The organism is Roseovarius atlanticus, assembly GCF_019802205.1.
GTDB lineage: Bacteria > Pseudomonadota > Alphaproteobacteria > Rhodobacterales > Rhodobacteraceae > Roseovarius > Roseovarius atlanticus_A.
In genome coordinates, this window is the sequence record NZ_JAHVHQ010000003.1 from 667,868 (window position 1) to 684,526 (window position 16,659).

Below are 16,659 nucleotides of genomic sequence, written 5' to 3' on the forward strand. Positions count from 1 at the left end.
ACCAATGCCCACACGCAGCGGAGGACGCGCCATGGCCGATCAGAGAGCACCCGACTGGGTCATTCCGATGATGCGGGCGGGGTATTCCGCAAGAGGGCTGGTTTACCTTATCCTCGGCGGGCTGACGATGTCCGCCGCCCTGTGGGGTGGCGATGCCGAAGGGACCAAGGGTGCGTTGCAGACGCTGCGCGACGCGCCGTTCGGGCAGATCCTGCTGTGGCTCGTGGCGCTGGGGTTCGTGTGCTACGGCATCTGGCGCTTCATCGCCGCCTATTTCGACCTTGAAAATCGCGGCGACGAGGAAAAGGGCCTGTTTCAGCGGCTTGCGCTGGTGGTGACCGGGCTGATCCACGTGGGCCTCGGGTTCGCGATGGCGTCAGTGGCGTTGGGGGTCGGCGGCAGTTCCGGCGGTGGCGGCGCGTCCGACTGGACGGCGAAGGTCCTGCAAATGCCCGGCGGTAAATGGATCGTGGGCGCTGCGGCCCTCGGCATTCTGGGCGCGGGCGTCCACTACGTGATCAAGGGCTGGAAGAAGAAGTACAAGCGGTACATCCAGAACAATGAGAAGACGCAAAAGCTGGAGCCGCTCCTGCGCTGGGGCTTCGTCAGCTACGGGATCGTTCTGGCCATCGTCGGCCTGTTCCTTGGCCTTGCGGCGATGAATTCCGATCCGTCCTCGGCCATGGGGATCGGCGGTGCGCTGGACTACATCCGCGGCATGACCGGCGGGCGGGTCCTGCTGGGCGTGATCGCGCTGGGCATCATCGGCTTCGGCATCGAGAATTTCGTCGAGGCGCGCTATCGCATCGTGCCGGGCGTGGGCCACAGCAACGACATTCAAAGCATGGCGCAGGCCGCCAAGGCGAAGGCCAAGTCCACGGCGCGGACCGCTGCCGCCAGCTAATTGCCGTCAATCGGCTTGCCGCGCCGCGGCAGGCCCGTTAAGCACCGGGACGTTGACCCAAGACGTTCCGGTGACATCATGCCCGACCTTCTGATCGAACTCTTCTCCGAGGAAATCCCGGCCCGGATGCAGGCGCGGGCCTGCGAGGACCTGAAAAAGCGGATGACCGACGGGCTGGTCGAGGCCGGCCTGACCTATGCGGGGGCCGCGGCCTTTGCCACGCCCCGGCGGCTGACGCTGGCGCTGGAAGGGCTGTTGTCCGAGAGCCCGACCTTGCGCGAAGAGCGCAAGGGGCCGCGCGTCGATGCTCCGGAAAAGGCGATCGAGGGCTTCCTGCGCGGTGCGGGCGTGACGCGCGACGCGCTTGAAGTGCGCGATGAAAAGAAGGGCCAGGTCTATTTCGCGACCATCACCAGGCCGGGCCGTCCGGCGGCGGAGATCGTCGCCGAGGTGCTGGACGACACGATCCGCAACTTCCCGTGGCCCAAGTCGATGCGCTGGGGCGCGGGCAGCCTGCGCTGGGTGCGGCCCTTGCATTCCATCCTGTGCATCCTGACGGACGACGCGGGCGAGGCGCAGGTCGTGCCGCTGGACGTGGACGGCATCAAGGCGGGCGACAGCACCGAAGGGCACAGGTTCATGGCGCCGGGGCGGTTTTCCGTCACGTCCTTCGAGGATTACGCGGCGAAGCTGAAGCGCGCCAAGGTCGAGCTGAACCCCGAGGAACGCGCCGGTCATATCTGGCAGGAGGCCACGAACCTGGCCTTTGCCCGTGGGCTCGAGGTGGTCGAGGACAAGGGGCTGTTGCAGGAGGTCGCGGGGCTGGTGGAATCGCCCGTGCCGCTGATGGGCGAGATCGGGGCCGAGTTCCTGGACCTGCCGCCCGAGGTGCTGCAATCGTCGATGAAGGAGCACCAGAAGTTCTTTTCGGTGCGCAATCCCAAGACGGGCCGGATCGAGCAGTTCGTGACGGTGGCGAACCGCGAAACCGCCGACGAGGGCGCGACGATCCTGGCGGGCAACCAGAAGGTGCTGGCCGCGCGGCTGGCGGATGCCAAGTTCTTCTGGGAGAACGATCTGCGCATCGCCAATGAGGGCATGGGGCCGTGGCTGGACAGCCTGAAGAACGTGACCTTCCACAACAAGCTGGGCAGCCAGGCCGAGCGGATCGCGCGGATTGCCGCGCTGGCGCGGGAGATCGCGTCGGTGGTGGGGGCCGATCCTGATCTGGCGGAACAGGCGGCGAAGGTGGCGAAGGCCGATCTGAGTTCGGAAATGGTCTATGAATTCCCGGAATTGCAGGGGGTCATGGGGCGGTATTACGCCGCCGAGGCGGGCTTGCCCGAGGATGTGGCGGCGGCCTGCGAGGAGCATTACGCGCCGCTCGGGCCGTCTGATGCGGTGCCGACGCGTCTTGTCTCGGTCACCGTGGCGCTGGCGGACAAGCTGGATACGCTGGCAGGTTTTTGGGCGATTGATGAAAAGCCGACGGGGTCGAAGGACCCTTTTGCGCTGCGGCGGGGGGCGTTGGGGGTGATCCGGTTGGTCTTGGAGAATGATCTGACCTTACCTTTGAGGAACTCGTTCTCGATGCGGGTCGATGATGCGTCGGAGTGCGAGGAAAAGTCTGCCGACCTCCTTTCCTTCTTCCATGACCGCCTGAAGGTCTATCTGCGGGACCAGGGCATCCGCCATGACGTGATCGACGCCTGTATCGCGATGGAGGGCAATGACGATCTGGCTCTGCTGGTCAAGCGGGCGCGGGCCTTACAGGATGTGCTGCAGACCGAGGATGGCGAGAACCTGGTGCAGGGGTTCAAGCGGGCGAACAACATCCTGACACAGGCCGAGGAGAAGGACGGGGTCGAGTATTCCTTTGGCGCCGATCCCAAGTTTGCCGAGGACGCGACCGAAAAGGCGCTTTTCGCGGCCTTGCAGGATGCGGAGAAAACCATCGCCGCCGCCGCGAAGGACGAGGATTTCGCCCGCGCCATGGGCGCCATGGCCGCGCTGCGCGCGCCGATCGACGCGTTCTTCGAGGCGGTGCAGATCAATTCCGAGAATGCGATCCTGCGGCGCAACCGTTTGAACATGCTGCATTCCATCCGCCAGATCTGTCTGCAGGCGGCGGATTTGCGGCGGTTGGAAGGATAGTGGGGCAAACCGCAGCGGTGGACCCGACAGGCCTTGCCTAAAAATTCGGCTTGCGTATTCTGCGGGCCAGAAAAGGAATTGCCGCAGTGCAGCAGGGCCCTGAACATATCACGCCGATCACTCCCGACGCGCCCATCGCGATCCCGACGCATGGCGGGCGGGCCAAGTGCCTGCAACGCCTCGTGCGGCTGGACTTGCCGGTCCCGCGCACGGTCGCGCTGTCCTTCGACGCGGTGAGGGGCATCGCGGACGGCGAGGTGCCGGACATGGCATCCCTGCTGGACCCGTTCGGCGAATTGCCGGTGCTGTGCGTGCGCCCGTCCTCCGAGGACCCCGACTGGGGCGGGCCGGGGGCTGTTCTGAACATCGGGATGAACGATGCGCGGTTCGTCGACCTGTCGGACCGGATCGGCAAGCCGGCGGCGGCGACGCTCTACCTGCGGTTCGTGCAGGCCTACGCGGTGCACGTGGCCCGCGCCGACCCGGACATGTTCGACGACCTGGACGATGATCCGGTCAAGGCGGTGGGCCAGGCGCTGGTCGCATACGAAGAGGAAGTCGAGGAAGAGTTCCCGCAGGATGCGAAAGTGCAGTTGTTGGGCGTGCTGCGATCCATGGCGCGGGCGTGGCAAGGCACCACGGCACGGCTCTTGCGGCAGGCCAAGGGCGCGCCGGCCGATGCGGGCCTTGGCCTTGTGGTGCAGGAAATGGCGCTTGGCCTGGGCGAGGGCGAATGCGGCTCGGGCGTGATGCAGCTGGTCGATAGCGTGACGGGCGACCGGCGCTGCACCGGGCGCTACCTGAGCCAGAGCCAGGGGCGCGAGGCGCTGAAGGCCAGCAAGGAGGCGCTCTTCCTGCAGAAGGATCCGCGCGGCCCGTCGCTGGAGGAACTGGCGCCGGAGGCGTTCGCGCGGCTGAAGCAATGCACCAAGCTGATGCGCGAGAAGCTGCGCGAGGAAATGCAGGCCGAATTCACCATCGAGAACGGCGAGGTCTACCTGCTGGACGGGGTGCGCGTGTCGCGCAACGCCCGCGCTGCCGTGGCCATCGCCGTGGCGCTGGCCGAGGAGGGGATCATCACACGCGAGGAGGCGCTGATGCGGATCGAGCCGCGGGCGCTGAATGAACTTCTGCACCGGCAGATCGACCCCGAGGTCAAGCGCGACGTCCTGGCGCGCGGCATCGCCGCCAGCCCCGGCGCGGCCGCGGGAAAGATCGTCTTCAGCGCCGAGGACGCCCAGGCGGCGGAGTCGCGCGGCGAAGCGGCGATCCTGGTGCGGCGAGAAACCAGCCCCGAGGATATTCGCGGGATGCACGCCGCCGCCGGTGTGTTGACCGAGCGGGGCGGGATCACCAGTCATGCCGCCGTGATCGGGCGGGGCATCGGCAAGCCCTGTGTCGTGGGCGCCTCCGCGATCACCTTTCAGATCAAGCGCAAGCGGCTGGTCTTTCCCGACGGCCGCAGCCTGATGGCCGGGGATCAGATCACCATCGACGGCACCAGCGGCGAGGTTCTGGCCGGCGAGCCGCGCCTGCTGGAGGCCGCGCGGGACGAGACGTTCAAGACGCTGATGAGCTGGGCCGACGAGGTGCGCGACATCGAGGTGCGCGCCAATGCCGACACCCAGGCCGATGCCGAACTGGCGCTGACCTTCAAGGCGCAGGGGATCGGGCTGTGCCGGACCGAGCACATGTTCGTGGAACCCAGCCGCCTGGTGGCGATGCGCGAGATGATCTTTGCCGATACCAGCGAGGACCGGGCCTCGGCGCTGGAGGTGCTGTTGCCGATGCAGCGGGCGGATTTCATCGACCTTTTCCGGATCATGTCGGGGATGCCCGTCTGTATCCGGCTGTTCGACCCGCCTTTGCACGAATACCTGCCCGCCGACCGCGAGGGCATTCGCGAGCTGGCCGACGCGCTGGACCTGCCGGTGGCGGATGTGACCGAGCGGGTGGAATCGCTGGGAGAATACAACCCCATGCTGGGGATGCGCGGTGTGCGGCTGGGCATCGCGGTGCCGGAGATCTACGAGATGCAGGCGCGGGCGATCTTCGAGGCGACGGTCGCCGCCAGCAAGGAGGGCGATCCGGTCGTACCCGAGATCATGATCCCGCTGGTCTCGGCGATGCGCGAGGTCGAACTGGTGCGCGAGAATGTCGACAACGTGGCCGATGCCGTGCGCCGCGAGACGGGCCGCGACTTCACCTATCGGCTGGGCGTGATGGTCGAGACCCCGCGCGCCGCGTTGCGCGCCGCCGAGATTGCGCCGCACGTGGCGTTCCTGAGTTTCGGCACCAACGACCTGACGCAGATGACCTATGGCCTCAGCCGCGATGACGCCGGGCGGTTCATGTCGCATTACGTCAAGCAGGGTGTGTTCCCCGAGGACCCGTTCCACGTGCTGGACGTCGACGGGGTGGGCGAATTGCTGGAGATCGGGGCGCGGCGCGGCCGCGAGGTGGCCCCTGACCTGACCCTGTCGATCTGTGGCGAACACGGCGGCAACCCCGAATCGATTGCCTTTTGCCGGACGGCGGGATTCGACTATGTGTCCTGTTCTCCGTTCCGGGTTCCGGTGGCGCGACTAGCTGCCGCACAATTGGCCGTGAAGGACAAGATCGGGTAGATTCCGGGCGGGTTCTCGCCATATCTGCCATAATTCCGCCGATCTTCGCTCTTGCAATCCCGCTGCATACCGCCCTTGCAGCGCCGCAGGCTGGACTCGCATACCCCTTTTATGTACCTCGTCGCGACTTGACGGGCCCGTAGGGTCTTATTTTGAAGGAGGCGAGCCTTGAGAACACTCGCGACGATCTTGATGATGTGCCTTGGAACCGCGGCCGCGGCAGAGCAGGACATCAACCGTTTATATGCGCACGAGAACCGCGTGCTGAGTTCGATTCCCGAAGATATGGTGGCGCGCTACATGGAGCGTCCGGGCGTGGACGTGACGTATTCGCGCGCCTGGCTGGCCGCGCAGTCGGCCCAGACGGGCGGCGAGCAGTGGCGTTGCCTGGCCGAAGCGCTGTACCACGAGGCGCGCGGCGAAAGCGTCAAGGGTCAGTTCGCGGTGGCCGAGGTCATCATGAACCGGGTCGACAGCGCCCGCTTCCCCGACACGATCTGCGGTGTTGTGCACCAGGGCACGGGCCGCAAGTACCAATGCCAGTTCACCTACACCTGTGACGGCGCCAGCGACCGGATCAGCGAGAAACGTGCCTTCGAACGGGCCGGCAAGGTGGCGTACCTGATGGTCAAGGGCGCCAGGCGCGACCTGACGGCCGGAGCGACGCATTACCACACCAAGGCCGTGCGCCCGAAATGGTCGCGCAATTTCGCCCGGACCACCACGATCGGGGTGCATCATTTCTACCGGATGCCGACGCGCGTCAGCTCGAACTGAGCGGGGCGGAGAATCCGGTTGACATGCAGGCCCGCGCGTTTAAAAGGCGGGCTTCATGACGAATTTCGCGGGGTGGCTGACATCCCGCCGCAGGAGAGATACCCATGGCGAAGCCGACCACAATCAAGATCCGCCTGAACTCGACCGCCGGCACGGGCCACTTCTACGTGACGAAGAAGAACGCCCGCACCATGACCGAGAAGATGTCGGTGCGCAAATACGACCCCGTCGCGCGCAAGCACGTCGAGTACAAGGAAGGCAAGATCAAGTAGGATCTTCCCTCCGAATGAGCGTTTTCAAGGGCCGTGCCGATGGGTGCGGCCTTTTGCTTTGGGACGTTCAAAAGCTGCGCGCCGGGACGCGGCGACCGCCGGCGACCCGATCCGGGGTCTTTTGCTACGGGAGGTCCCGGGGCAGGCCCGGGACGGGTGTTCCCGACGCCGGCGGGCCCCACGAAAAAGGGCCGGTCTGACGACCGGCCCGTTGTTCGTTTCAGCCTGGTGCGCTGTCGTTATTCGCGCTGGCCCAGCAGGTTCAACAGCATCATGAACATGTTGATGAAGTCGAGATAGAGCCGCAGGGCGCCCATGATGGCCGCCTTGCCCAGCCACTCGCTGTCGCCGTGGTGGGCGTGGGCCAGGTACTCGTTCTTGATCGACTGCGTGTCATAGGCGGTCAGGCCGGCGAAGATCAGCACGCCGATGGCCGAGATCGCGAACATGATTTCGCTGGAGCCGATGAAGATGTTGACGATCGACGCCACGATCAGGCCGATCACACCCATGATCAGGAAGCTGCCCCAGCCGGAGATGTCCTTCTTGGTGGTGTAGCCCCACAGCGAAAGACCTGCGAAGGCCGCCGCCGTGGCCAAGAAGACCTGGGCGATCGAGAAATCGGTGAACACCACGAAGATGTACGAGATCGACACACCCATCACCGCGGCGAAGGCGTAGAAGAAGAGTTGTGCCGCAGCCGCCGACAGCTTGTTGATCACCGCGCCGAAGGCGAAGACCATGATCAGCGGGGCGAACATCACGATATAGCGTGTGAAGCCGGTGAACAGCGTTTCCATCATCGCGGCGTTGTTGCCCACGGCCCAAGCGGCCGCAAAGGTCAGCAACATGCCGATCGACATCGTGCCGTAGACCTTGTTCATGTGGGCGCGCAAGCCTTCGTCGATCGCGGCGGTACGCGCACCAGTTCCCGACCGGATCGTTTCGAATTGAGCCATTCAAGCCTCCGAATAAGTGTCCCATTCAAACCTCGAGCGAGGTTTGCAGACAATATCGTGTGCCCGACGTCTCTTTTCAAGAAAATCCGCACCGAAATCGTGCGGAAACAGTCGGTTCGCGTGTCAGCGACGCGTGATGTCCCAGATCGGACGGCGGGCCTCGGCCATCGCTTCCTGGCGGGTGATGCCGATATCCTGAAGCGCGTGATCGTCGAGACGCGCCAGGGCACGGCGCTGGCGATACATCTCGAGCGCATCAAGCAGGCGGGCGCGGCGAGGGGCCCGGTAGGGCGCATGGCGACGGAATGACAAAGTGAGCATGAGTGCGTCCTTTCAATTTCAGTGATGGCGCAGCGCGCTTCATTATTACTGTTGATATAAATGGCATGTCGGGTCATATATGAAAAATGAATGTTTGGCTTGGATTGCATCAAGGAACATGATGAATGCGGAATCTCGACATGACGACCTTGCGGTCCTTTCTGGAAGTCGCCGAGCAGGGCGGCGTCACCCGCGCCGCGCAGGTGCTGAACCTGACGCAGTCGGCGGTGTCGATGCAGCTCAAGCGTTTGGAAGACCTGCTTGGGATCGACCTGCTGGATCGCAGCAACCGGCGCATCGCGCTGACCGCCTCGGGCGAGCAGCTCTTGACCTATGCGCGGCGCATCGTCGATTTGAATGACGAGGCCGTGGGGCGGCTTTCGGACGAGGTTTACGAGGGCACGCTGACCCTGGGCGTGCCGCATGACATCATCTATCCCGTCGTGCCGCGGGTTCTGAAGACGTTCAACAGCGTTTTCCCGAGGGTGAATGTCGTCTTGAAATCCTCCAGCACCGTCCGGCTGCACGACGCGTTGAAGAAAGGCGAGATCGACCTGATCCTGACGACCGAGAAAGCGTTGACGCCGGGCGGAGAGACCTTGACGAAAATCCCGCTGAAATGGGTCGGTGCCCTGGGCGGCCAGGCCTGGCGAAAACGGCCCTTGCGGCTGGGATTCTGCAATTTCTGCATCTTCCGGGCGCCGGTGCTGCGCATCCTGGACGCGGCGGGGATCGACTGGGAACTGGCGATAGAGTCGGACGAGGACCGCTCGGTCGAGGCGCTGATCAGCGCGGACCTTGCGGTCGGGGCGCTGCTGGAGACCAGCATCCCGCCGCATCAGGAGGCGATCAACACGCAAGGAGCGCTGCCGGAGCTGGGCTATCAGCAGATCAACATGTACGGGTCGGCCAATCGTGACGAGATCACGCGCGAAATGGCCGATCTGCTGCGGCAGGGATACCGGGCCGCGACGCCGACCCTGTTGCGGCAGGCCTGAGCGCGCGGTTTCAGCCGGTCGTGATGACGACCTTGCCGGTGGATTTGCGCGTGCGCATCAGGTCGAGCCCCTCCTGCGCCTTCTCGAGCGGCAGGATGTGGCTGACATGCGGTTTCAGCCGGCCGTCGGCATACCAGGCGAAGAGCTGCGCCAGGCTGTCGGTGACGACCTGCGGCCGGAAGGCAAGGTAGCCGCCCCAGTAGAGCCCCAGGACCGAGATATTCTTGACCAGCAAGTGGTTGGCCGGAATTTTCGGCACCTCACCGCTGGCAAAGCCGATGGTCAGGATGCGGGCCTCGGGACGGCAGGCGCGCATGGCGGATTTGAACTGGTCCCCGCCGACGGGATCGTAGACGACATCGACGCCCCCCAGGGCACGGCACGCCTCCCGGATATCGTCGGTTTCGGCGTCGATCAGGTGATCGGCCCCGGCCTTGCGGGCAACCTCCAGTTTGTCGGCACCGCGGGCGCAGGCGATGACGGTGGCGCCCATCAGCTTGCCGATCTCGACCGCGGTCAGACCGACGCCGCCCGCCGCGCCGAGAACCAGCAGGGTCTCGCCCGGTTGCAGACGGGCCTTGTGATCGAGGCCGACATGGCTGGTGCCATAGGCGATCTGAAACGCCGCCGCGTCGGTAAAGCTCATCTGATCGGGCAGGATCACCGCGCGGTCGGCGGGAAAGCAACCCCGCTCTGCCAGGCCTCCCTGGCCGCCGAAAACGGCAACGCGGCTGCCGATGGCGGGTCCTTCGACCCCGTCCCCCAGCGCCTCTACCGTGCCTGCCACTTCCATGCCGAGGGTGAACGGCGTGTCGGGCGTGTCCTGATACTCGCCTTTCAGCATCAGCAGATCGGCGAAATTCAGCCCGCAGGCATGGATTTGCAGTCCGATCTCCCCGGCGGCGGGCCGGGGCGCCTCGACGTCCTGGAGGGTTGCGGTTGTATCGTGCGAATCGATCCGGAACGCGCGCATCTAGAGGCTCCTCATGAATAATTGTCGGATCGGACCGGCGTCTTGCCCGGATAATCGAAGTCCCGAAACGATGTCAAACGCGTGCTCTGGTTGTGGGCAACCTATACAAAAGAAGTATATGCCCGTTTAGATTGTAGGTATAAGGGACCGATCCCTTATTCGGGGTGCAATATTTCTTGCTATACAGAATCTCAGCACTTATTTTCTCGTCAGTGTCGCTGGGATGCGCGGCCTATTATTTTTTTTAACGCCCGCCCGGGAAATTATGACTTCAAACCGGGTTGGCACCTGAGGAAAGGACTGCCCATGCCGCACCCCGTAGACGTGCATGTCGGAAAACGTATTCGCCATCGCCGCTGGCTGGTTGGAATGACCCAACAACAGCTGGCTGAAAGCGTCGGCATCAAATTCCAGCAAATTCAGAAATATGAAACCGGCGCGAACCGCGTCAGCGCCTCTCGCCTTTGGGACATCGCGGATGCCCTCGACGTGGAAGTCAGCTTTTTCTTTGACGGTATCGACCACGATGGCGACGCGAGAAACGAGAGCGACATGATCCCGGCGGATTTGCTGGGCGACAAGGAAGCGCTTGATCTGATCCGGTCCTATTACGCGATCCCGGAAAATCAGCGCCGTCGCCTGTTCGATCTGGCACGGGTTCTCAGCGACGTCGCTTGAGCCGGTCCTAGAAGCCGTTTATCCCCGCCATGCAGTTACAAGGTGGGGATAGAATGACCCGGAACGACTCTGAAATTGTTAACACGGCGCACGCGCTTGCTGATGCGGCGCGCGACGCCATCCTGCCGTGGTTTCGCGCCGGGGCGATTGACGTGGAAAACAAGGCGTCGGCGGGATTCGATCCGGTCACCGCCGCCGACAGGGCCGCGGAAGCCGCAATGCGCGAGGTGCTGGCCGAGCGCCGCCCAGACGACGCGATCCTTGGCGAGGAAATGGGCGAAAGCCCGGGCACGAGCGGCCTGACCTGGGTTCTGGACCCGATCGACGGCACGCGCGCCTTCGTGGCCGGGGCGCCGACATGGGGTGTTCTGATCGCCGTCGCCGATCAGGGCGGCCCGGTCTATGGCCTGATCGACCAGCCCTATATCGGTGAACGGTTCGAGGGCGGCTTCGGCCGCGCCGGGATGCGCGGACCGCACGGCGCGCGGGCGCTGAAGACAAGGGGCGAGGCGCCGCTGTCGCAATCGACCGTCTTCACCACCTTTCCCGAGGTCGGCACCGAGGCCGAGGGCGCGGCCTTTCGGGACGTGGCACGCCAGGCGCAGCTGACCCGCTACGGGCTCGATTGCTATGCCTATGCGCTTGTCGCCTGCGGGCAGGTGGACCTGGTGATCGAGGCCGGGCTCAACGCGTACGACATCCAGGCGCCGATCGCGGTGATCAAGGCCGCTGGCGGCATCGTCACGGACTGGAGCGGCGGGCCGGCACACGGGGGCGGGCGGGCCATCGCGGCCGCGGGACGCCAGCAGCACGAGGCCGCGCTGGAGATCCTTTCGCGCTATCTCTGAGGGCTGGCGGCTGGCGCGATCCGGCTGCAGCGGATAGGGTCGGCTCATGCCTGTCCGGATTTGCCTTCTTGCCATCATCGCCGCCATGACATGCCAACTGGCCGTGGCCCAGGAGGCGACCGATCGGAGCGCCGCCGCGCGGGACTGGGTCAACAGCTTTCGCGCCGCGCGCGGGCTTTCCCCCGTGAGCCTTTCCGACAGGCTGACCCGCGTGGCCTCGATCCATGCGGCGGACATGGCCCGAAAGGGGTATTTCAGCCATACCGGATCGGATAGGAGCAGCGTGGGCGACAGGGCGCGGCGCGTGGGCTACGGCTATTGTTTCATTGCCGAGAACATCGCCAAGGGACAGCGTGGGCTGGACGCGGTTCTGAACGGTTGGGCCGGATCGTCCGGGCATCGCAGGAACATGCTGGCCCCGCAGGCCCGGGAAATGGCGGTGGTCGAGGCGCCGGGACGGATCTGGGTGATGGTGCTGGGGCGTGACGGCTGCTGAGACAAGGGGCGTCACGACCGCCCTGAAAACACAACGGGGCACAGCGGGCGGCCGATCGGCCTGGCACGAGGGATACCGCCGGATTGTGTCGCTTTTGCGGGGATTTGACGGTGGGCACTGGACCCTGCGATGGCAACATGCGATCACCAGAGCCTGGCCAGGCCACGACCGGGAGGGTGCCTCATGAACTTCGAAATCCGACCGCATGTCGCGGAGCTGCTGGACCGGGTGCGGGCGATGGTGCGCGATGACATCATGCCGATGGAGGCCCCGTACCACGCGGAGGTCGAGAAGGGCGACCGCTGGAGCTATACCGAGCGGCAGGCCGAGATCCTGGAAGGGCTGAAGGCGCAGGCCAAGGCGGCGGGCCTGTGGAATTTCTGGCTGACCGATGGTGAGGGCGGTGTGGGGCTGAGCACGGTCGAGTACGCTTATTTCGCAGAAGAAATCGGCAAGACGCCGATGGCGGCGGAGGTGTTCAACTGCAACGCCCCGGACACCGGCAACATGGAAGTGTTCCAGAAATACGGCACCGACGAGATGAAGGCGCGGTGGCTGGCCCCGCTCCTGGAAGGACACATCCGCTCGGCCTACCTGATGACCGAGCCGGATGTGGCCAGTTCGGACGCCACGAACATCTCGCTGAGTTGTGTGCGGGAGGGGGACGCCTATGTCCTGAACGGCGAAAAGTGGTGGGCCACGGGGGCCGGGGACCCGCGCTGCGCGGTCTATATCGTGATGGTCAAGACCGGCAATGACGACCTGCCCAAGCATCAGCGCCATTCGATGATCGTGGTGCCGTCCGACACGCAGGGTGTTGAGAAGGTCAGGCCGATGAAGGTCTTCGGCGCCGATGACGCGCCGCATGGGCACATGCATATCCGGTTCAGCGATGTGCGGGTGCCGGCCGAGAACATGCTGCTGGGCGAGGGGCGCGGGTTCGAGATCGCGCAGGGGCGGCTGGGGCCGGGGCGCATTCACCATTGCATGCGGGCCATCGGCATGGCCGAGGCGGCGCTGGAGCTGATGTGCCGCAGGTCCCTGCAGCGCGAGGCTTTCGGCAAGCCGCTGGCGCAGCTGGGGGCGAATTTCGACTATATCGCCGAGGCCCGGATGGAGATCGAGCAGGCGCGGCTGTTGTGCCTGAAGGCCGCGTGGATGATGGACCAGGGCGATGCACGGGCGGCGGCGCCCTGGATCAGCCAGATCAAGGTGGTCGCGCCCAAGGTGGCGCTGAAGGTGGTGGACGAGGCCGTCCAGATGTTCGGCGCGCAGGGCATCAGCCAGGATACGCCGCTGGCGGCGATGTGGACGCATCTGCGCACCCTGCGGCTGGCCGACGGGCCGGACGCGGTGCATCGGCGGCAGGTGGCGCGGGCGGAGCTGCGCAAATACACGCAACAGAAGATCTGAGCGCCTGACGCGCCGCCGGGCGCAAAATTTTTTTTCGAAAAAATTTTGCCACCGCGACAAGGCGTGCCTTGGCGCCATCCTGGCAGGCGGAGGTTAACGGGGTCTGAAAATTCCGTACTTTTGCGCTCGACATCCCGGCGCGCCGCGGGCTTTATGCCGTCATGAGTTCAGAGTTGAATGCGCGGCCCGGCTGGGGTGTTTTCTGGATGGTCGTGACCGGGGTGCTGTTTGTCGGTGTGACCGCCATGGTGAAGCTTCTGGGCACGCGGATCCCTGCCACGGAGGCGGCGTTTCTTCGGTACGTGCTGGGGCTTATCTTTCTTTTGCCGATGCTGGGCACGCTGAGCCGCCTGCGGCTGGACCGCGGCACCTGGGGCCTGTTCGCCGCGAGAGGGCTCGCGCATTCCGCCGGGGTGGGCCTGTGGTTCTTTGCCATGGCGCGGATCCCGCTCGCGGACGTGACGGCGATGAACTATCTCTCGCCCATCTATGTCACGCTGGGCGCGGCGCTTTTTCTGGGGGAAAGACTGGCCATGCGACGGGTCATGGCCATCGTCGTGGCCCTGATCGGCGCGTTCATCATCCTGCGCCCGGGGTTCCGCGAGCTGGGGCCCGGGCATTTCGCGATGTTGTTCACGGCGGTGGCCTTCGGCGGGTCGTACCTGCTGGCCAAGATGCTGTCCGACCGCTGTGCGCCCGGGCTGGTGGTGGCGATGCTGTCGATCACCGTGACGATCGGGCTGGCGCCCGTGGCGCTGAGCAACTGGGTGCCGCCAACCCTTTGGGAACTGGCGATATTGATGGGGGTCGCGGCCTTTGCCACGGGCGGGCATTACACCATGACGCTGGCGTTTCGCGCCGCTCCCTTGGCGGTGACGCAGCCGGTGACGTTCCTGCAGCTTGTGTGGGCGGTGCTGTTGGGCGTGACCTTTTTCGCCGAACCCTTTGATCCGTGGGTGATTTTGGGCGGGCTGGTGATCGTCGGATCGGTCAGTTTCATCAGCTGGCGGGAGGCTGTGCTGAAGCGCCGCGCGGTGACCCCGGCGGCGCATCAGACCAAGTTCTGAATCACTTGGTTAATCTCGGCCCGAACGCCGAAAACGCCACGTCGGTATCACGTCGGTATCCGGGTGGTATCGCGTCGGTGCGACTTTTCGCGGGGGGCGGGCTTGCCGCACCGGGCGGCGCGGCAAGGGGCGATCCATCATTGCGTGTCAGGCCGTGAGCAACGTGTAGAGTTCGTCCTTCAGCCGGGCGCGTTGCTTGCGCATGTCCGTCTCGGCGGCGGGCGAGACCGGGGTCACGTTGGTTTCCGCCGCGTGGATCTGCCGGTTGACCGCGTGATAGTCGTCCATCAGCCGGGCGAAATGCGCGTCCGAGCTTTTCAGCGCCGTTATGCGGTCGGCCATGTCGGGGAAGTCTTCGTGCAGCTCGTGCGGGGTGTGTGACATCGGGGGGTCCTCCTTGGTGTTCGCGTGTCGGAGGAGAGGTTAGGCGCGCGCCGGGGCGCGCACCTTGATGCGGATCAAACCGGAGCGGCCGTCAGCGTTGCGCGGTCTGCCAGTCGGGGTGAATCCAGGCCTGGGCGTTGTCCGCCGGAAGCGCGCGGTCGAGGACGTGATCGGCCATCTTCTCGCCCACCATGATCGAGGGGGCGTTGAGGTTGCCGTTGGGGATGCGCGGGAAGACCGAGCTGTCGGCGACGCGCAGGCCCGAGACGCCGATCACGCGGCCCTGCGGGTCGACCACGCTGCGCGGGTCGTCCACCCGGCCCATGCGGCAGGTGCCGCAGGGGTGATAGGCGCTTTCGGCGTGTTCGCGGATGAAATCGTCGAGCTGGTCGTCGGACTGCATGTCCGCGCCGGGCTGGATCTCGTGCTTGGAGAACGGCGCGAAGGCGTCCTGGGCGAAGACCTCGCGCGTGAGCCGGATGGCGCGGCGGAAGTCGCGCCAGTCGCTGTCGCAGCTCATGTAGTTGAAGAAGATCTTCGGCGGCGCGGCGGGATCGGCAGAGTTGAGCGTGACCGCCCCGCGGCTCTCGGAGCGCATGGGGCCGACATGGGCCTGGTAGCCGTGGCCCTCGGCCGCCGCCTGGCCATCGTAGCGCACGGCGATGGGCAGGAAATGGAATTGCAGGTCGGGATAGTCGACGCCCGCCGCGGAGCGGATGAAGCCGCAGGATTCGAACTGGTTCGAGGCACCCGGGCCGGTGCGCCCCAGAAGCCAGGTGAGGCCGACGAGGGCCTTGCCGGGCAGGTTCCAGTACTTGTAGAGGCTGACCGGCTGGGAGGCGGCCATCTGGACGTAGACTTCGAGGTGGTCCTGCAGGTTCGCGCCGACGCCGGGGCGGTCGGCGATCACGTCGATGCCGTGGTCGGAGAGATGCGCGCCGGGGCCGATGCCCGACAGCATCAGGAGCTTGGGCGAGTTGAAGGCGGAGGCGGAGAGGATCACCTCGGCATTCGCGCGGATGATTTCCTGACGGCCCTTGCGGGTGACCTCGACGCCGATGGCGCGGCCGTCTTCGAAGACCACACGGCCCGCGAGGCCGCGGATGACGTCGCATTTTCCGGTCTTGAGCGCGGGCTTGAGGTAGGCGTTGGCGGCAGACCAGCGCTGGCCCTTGTGGACGGTCATCTCGAAGGGCGCGAAGCCTTCCTGCTGTTCGCCGTTATAGTCGGGCGTCACCGGGTAACCCGCCTGTCGACCCGCCTCGATGAAGGCGCGGGTGAGGGGGTTGGCCATCTGGCCGCGCGTCACGTGCAGGGGGCCATCGTGTCCGCGCCAGTCGGGGTCGCCGCCGTGGCCGGCATCGGTCCAGTTTTCCAGGCGCTTGTAATAGGGCAGGACGTCGGCATAGCCCCAGCCGGTGGCGCCCTCGTCGCGCCAGTGGTCGAAATCGCGGGCATGGCCGCGCACGTAGACCATGCCGTTGATCGAGGAGGAGCCGCCGATGACCTTGCCGCGCGGGGCGGCGAGGCGGCGATTGCCCAGGTGTGGCTCGGGCTCGGTGCGGTAGCCCCAGTCGTACATCTTCATGTTCATCGGGTAGCTGAGCGCGCCGGGCATCTGGATGAAGGGGCCGGCATCGGTGCCGCCATGTTCGATGACCAGAACGGAATGGCCCGCCTCGGAGAGGCGGTAGGCCATGGCGCAGCCGGCGCTGCCGGCACCGACGATGACGTAATCGGCTTGCATCAGGGACCTCGCTTGGATGGTGGGCGGAGGAGGGGGGCGCT

General features: G+C 65.4%; 16 protein-coding genes. 11 read left to right on the forward strand and 5 right to left on the reverse strand.

Going from position 1 to position 16,659, the window contains the following annotated elements; all coding sequences use genetic code 11:
• Positions 1 to 31: 31 nt before the first annotated feature.
• The 5 genes from KUV49_RS09100 to rpmG all read left to right on the forward strand — a co-directional run bounded on the left by KUV49_RS09100 (position 32) and on the right by rpmG (position 6,734).
• Positions 32 to 904, forward strand: a complete 873-nt coding sequence (locus KUV49_RS09100; protein ID WP_222449666.1) for a DUF1206 domain-containing protein — start codon at positions 32 to 34, stop codon at positions 902 to 904.
• 78 nt (positions 905 to 982) lie between these two features.
• The gene (gene glyS / locus KUV49_RS09105; protein WP_222449667.1) at positions 983 to 3,058 is read left to right on the forward strand and encodes a glycine--tRNA ligase subunit beta; all 2,076 of its coding nucleotides are present in this window, start codon (positions 983 to 985) and stop codon (positions 3,056 to 3,058) included.
• An 86-nt stretch (positions 3,059 to 3,144) separates the two neighbouring features.
• The gene (locus KUV49_RS09110) at positions 3,145 to 5,685 is read left to right on the forward strand and encodes a putative PEP-binding protein (protein WP_222449668.1); all 2,541 of its coding nucleotides are present in this window, start codon (positions 3,145 to 3,147) and stop codon (positions 5,683 to 5,685) included.
• 192 nt (positions 5,686 to 5,877) lie between these two features.
• A complete protein-coding gene (locus KUV49_RS09115; protein WP_222450950.1) occupies positions 5,878 to 6,462 on the forward strand; it encodes a cell wall hydrolase in 585 nt (194 codons plus the stop codon).
• A gap of 104 nt (positions 6,463 to 6,566) precedes the next feature.
• Positions 6,567 to 6,734, forward strand: a complete 168-nt coding sequence (gene rpmG / locus KUV49_RS09120) for a 50S ribosomal protein L33 (RefSeq protein ID WP_050927593.1) — start codon at positions 6,567 to 6,569, stop codon at positions 6,732 to 6,734.
• Between the two features lie 239 nt (positions 6,735 to 6,973).
• Here the strand turns inward: rpmG and KUV49_RS09125 are convergent, their stop codons facing one another.
• Both KUV49_RS09125 and KUV49_RS09130 read right to left on the reverse strand, forming a co-directional pair.
• The gene (locus KUV49_RS09125) at positions 6,974 to 7,693 is read right to left on the reverse strand and encodes a Bax inhibitor-1 family protein (RefSeq protein WP_222449669.1); all 720 of its coding nucleotides are present in this window, start codon (positions 7,691 to 7,693) and stop codon (positions 6,974 to 6,976) included.
• 123 nt (positions 7,694 to 7,816) lie between these two features.
• Positions 7,817 to 8,014 carry a DUF1127 domain-containing protein gene (locus KUV49_RS09130; RefSeq protein ID WP_222449670.1) on the reverse strand — a complete coding sequence of 66 codons (198 nt, stop codon included), beginning with the start codon at positions 8,012 to 8,014 and terminating at the stop codon, positions 7,817 to 7,819.
• Positions 8,015 to 8,139: 125 nt separating this feature from the next.
• Here KUV49_RS09130 and KUV49_RS09135 point away from each other — a divergent pair, with 125 nt between their 5' ends.
• Positions 8,140 to 9,012: a LysR family transcriptional regulator gene (locus KUV49_RS09135; RefSeq protein ID WP_222449671.1), complete on the forward strand. Its 873-nt coding sequence runs from the start codon at positions 8,140 to 8,142 to the stop codon at positions 9,010 to 9,012.
• A 10-nt stretch (positions 9,013 to 9,022) separates the two neighbouring features.
• On the opposite strand, the gene KUV49_RS09140 is transcribed toward KUV49_RS09135, so the two are convergent.
• A complete protein-coding gene (locus KUV49_RS09140) occupies positions 9,023 to 9,985 on the reverse strand; it encodes an NADPH:quinone oxidoreductase family protein (RefSeq protein ID WP_222449672.1) in 963 nt (320 codons plus the stop codon).
• A 306-nt stretch (positions 9,986 to 10,291) separates the two neighbouring features.
• On the opposite strand from KUV49_RS09140, the gene KUV49_RS09145 reads away from it, so the two are divergent.
• The 5 genes from KUV49_RS09145 to KUV49_RS09165 all read left to right on the forward strand — a co-directional run bounded on the left by KUV49_RS09145 (position 10,292) and on the right by KUV49_RS09165 (position 14,487).
• Positions 10,292 to 10,663, forward strand: a complete 372-nt coding sequence (locus KUV49_RS09145; protein ID WP_152491905.1) for a helix-turn-helix domain-containing protein — start codon at positions 10,292 to 10,294, stop codon at positions 10,661 to 10,663.
• Positions 10,664 to 10,716: 53 nt separating this feature from the next.
• On the forward strand, positions 10,717 to 11,511 hold the full coding sequence (hisN, locus tag KUV49_RS09150; protein ID WP_222449673.1) for a histidinol-phosphatase: 795 nt from the start codon (positions 10,717 to 10,719) through the stop codon (positions 11,509 to 11,511).
• A 46-nt stretch (positions 11,512 to 11,557) separates the two neighbouring features.
• The gene (locus tag KUV49_RS09155) at positions 11,558 to 12,007 is read left to right on the forward strand and encodes a CAP domain-containing protein (RefSeq protein ID WP_261393461.1); all 450 of its coding nucleotides are present in this window, start codon (positions 11,558 to 11,560) and stop codon (positions 12,005 to 12,007) included.
• Positions 12,008 to 12,190: 183 nt separating this feature from the next.
• On the forward strand, positions 12,191 to 13,420 hold the full coding sequence (locus KUV49_RS09160; protein ID WP_222449675.1) for an acyl-CoA dehydrogenase family protein: 1,230 nt from the start codon (positions 12,191 to 12,193) through the stop codon (positions 13,418 to 13,420).
• A 161-nt stretch (positions 13,421 to 13,581) separates the two neighbouring features.
• A complete protein-coding gene (locus tag KUV49_RS09165) occupies positions 13,582 to 14,487 on the forward strand; it encodes a DMT family transporter (RefSeq protein ID WP_261391118.1) in 906 nt (301 codons plus the stop codon).
• Between the two features lie 147 nt (positions 14,488 to 14,634).
• On the opposite strand, the gene KUV49_RS09170 is transcribed toward KUV49_RS09165, so the two are convergent.
• Positions 14,635 to 14,871: a YdcH family protein gene (locus KUV49_RS09170; protein WP_222449676.1), complete on the reverse strand. Its 237-nt coding sequence runs from the start codon at positions 14,869 to 14,871 to the stop codon at positions 14,635 to 14,637.
• A gap of 91 nt (positions 14,872 to 14,962) precedes the next feature.
• Positions 14,963 to 16,618, reverse strand: a complete 1,656-nt coding sequence (gene betA / locus KUV49_RS09175; protein ID WP_222449677.1) for a choline dehydrogenase — start codon at positions 16,616 to 16,618, stop codon at positions 14,963 to 14,965.
• Between the last annotated feature and the right edge of the window lie 41 nt (positions 16,619 to 16,659).

What these genes read in the sequence shown, in the direction of transcription:
- KUV49_RS09100 (WP_222449666.1), top strand. Translation starts at nt 32, where the DNA reads ATGGCCGATCAGAGAGCACCCGACTGGGTCATTCCGATGATGCGGGCG.
- rpmG (WP_050927593.1), top strand. Translation starts at nt 6,567, where the DNA reads ATGGCGAAGCCGACCACAATCAAGATCCGCCTGAACTCGACCGCCGGC.
- KUV49_RS09160 (WP_222449675.1), top strand. Translation starts at nt 12,191, where the DNA reads ATGAACTTCGAAATCCGACCGCATGTCGCGGAGCTGCTGGACCGGGTG.
- betA (WP_222449677.1), bottom strand. Translation starts at nt 16,618, where the DNA reads ATGCAAGCCGATTACGTCATCGTCGGTGCCGGCAGCGCCGGCTGCGCC.
- KUV49_RS09125 (WP_222449669.1), bottom strand. Translation starts at nt 7,693, where the DNA reads ATGGCTCAATTCGAAACGATCCGGTCGGGAACTGGTGCGCGTACCGCC.
- KUV49_RS09145 (WP_152491905.1), top strand. Translation starts at nt 10,292, where the DNA reads ATGCCGCACCCCGTAGACGTGCATGTCGGAAAACGTATTCGCCATCGC.
- KUV49_RS09130 (WP_222449670.1), bottom strand. Translation starts at nt 8,014, where the DNA reads ATGCTCACTTTGTCATTCCGTCGCCATGCGCCCTACCGGGCCCCTCGC.
- glyS (WP_222449667.1), top strand. Translation starts at nt 983, where the DNA reads ATGCCCGACCTTCTGATCGAACTCTTCTCCGAGGAAATCCCGGCCCGG.
- KUV49_RS09140 (WP_222449672.1), bottom strand. Translation starts at nt 9,985, where the DNA reads ATGCGCGCGTTCCGGATCGATTCGCACGATACAACCGCAACCCTCCAG.
- KUV49_RS09115 (WP_222450950.1), top strand. Translation starts at nt 5,878, where the DNA reads ATGATGTGCCTTGGAACCGCGGCCGCGGCAGAGCAGGACATCAACCGT.
- hisN (WP_222449673.1), top strand. Translation starts at nt 10,717, where the DNA reads ATGACCCGGAACGACTCTGAAATTGTTAACACGGCGCACGCGCTTGCT.
- KUV49_RS09155 (WP_261393461.1), top strand. Translation starts at nt 11,558, where the DNA reads ATGCCTGTCCGGATTTGCCTTCTTGCCATCATCGCCGCCATGACATGC.
- KUV49_RS09135 (WP_222449671.1), top strand. Translation starts at nt 8,140, where the DNA reads ATGCGGAATCTCGACATGACGACCTTGCGGTCCTTTCTGGAAGTCGCC.
- KUV49_RS09165 (WP_261391118.1), top strand. Translation starts at nt 13,582, where the DNA reads ATGAGTTCAGAGTTGAATGCGCGGCCCGGCTGGGGTGTTTTCTGGATG.
- KUV49_RS09170 (WP_222449676.1), bottom strand. Translation starts at nt 14,871, where the DNA reads ATGTCACACACCCCGCACGAGCTGCACGAAGACTTCCCCGACATGGCC.